Annotated in this window: 1 protein-coding gene; it reads right to left on the bottom strand. The window is 63.6% G+C overall.

Features of this window, described 5'->3' with window-relative positions; genetic code table 11:
- Positions 1-164: 164 nt before the first annotated feature.
- Positions 165-281 (bottom strand): hypothetical protein, encoded by a 117-nt coding sequence (locus tag BIU91_RS19490; protein WP_366556892.1) that lies wholly within the window; start codon positions 279-281, stop codon positions 165-167.
- Between the last annotated feature and the right edge of the window lie 10 nt (positions 282-291).

Below are 291 nucleotides of genomic sequence, written 5' to 3'. Positions count from 1 at the left end.
ACCGTCAGTGCCGACGTGAACAGGTGGGCTCTGGAAGCTGCTGGGAGCTCAGGCATTGCTCGTGTTCTGAGGAGAAGGCCGATCAGACACCAGATCGAAGCGGTCGCGAAGAGCGCGCCGCTGATCGAGATGATCGCGGCTCCGATCACGTCGAGGTTCACGCGTTACACCGCTCCGGTAGAGCCGTGTTCGGGTGTTCCGAACCAGGCGGCGAGTGCCTCTGTGAGGGAGGCGGGGTCGGTGTGGGACCAGGCGACGAATCCGTCGGGCCGAATCAGCATCGAGGTCTGT

Source organism: Curtobacterium sp. MMLR14_002 (assembly GCF_001864975.1).
Taxonomy (GTDB): domain Bacteria; phylum Actinomycetota; class Actinomycetes; order Actinomycetales; family Microbacteriaceae; genus Curtobacterium; species Curtobacterium flaccumfaciens.
This window is presented reverse-complemented; position numbering and strand designations above follow the sequence as displayed.

What these genes read in the sequence shown, in the direction of transcription:
- BIU91_RS19490 (WP_366556892.1), bottom strand. Translation starts at nt 281, where the DNA reads ATGCTGATTCGGCCCGACGGATTCGTCGCCTGGTCCCACACCGACCCC.